The sequence below is a fragment of the Sphingomonas sp. UBA978 genome (assembly GCF_002292295.1).
In the GTDB taxonomy this organism is placed as follows: domain Bacteria; phylum Pseudomonadota; class Alphaproteobacteria; order Sphingomonadales; family Sphingomonadaceae; genus Sphingomonas.
Genome location: NZ_DBBS01000015.1, coordinates 1 through 219, shown reverse-complemented (window position 1 = coordinate 219; position 219 = coordinate 1). Strand labels below are relative to the sequence as shown.

Annotated in this window: 1 pseudogene; it reads left to right on the top strand. The window is 68.5% G+C overall.

Annotation, left to right across the window (positions count from 1 at the left end):
* Positions 1 to 219: pseudogene (locus B2515_RS07540) on the top strand (pyruvate dehydrogenase complex E1 component subunit beta); the annotation flags it as partial.

The window sequence follows — 219 nt, the reverse complement described above, 5'->3', positions numbered from 1 at the left end:
TATATGTCCGGTGGCCAGATGCGCTGCCCGATCGTGTTCCGCGGTCCCAACGGCGCGGCGAGCCGCGTCGGCGCGCAGCACAGCCAGAACTATGCGCCCTGGTACGCGTCCGTTCCCGGCCTGATCGTGATCGCGCCCTATGACGCAGCCGACGCCAAGGGCCTGCTGAAGGCGGCGATCCGGTCCGAGGACCCGGTCGTCTTCCTCGAGAACGAGCTG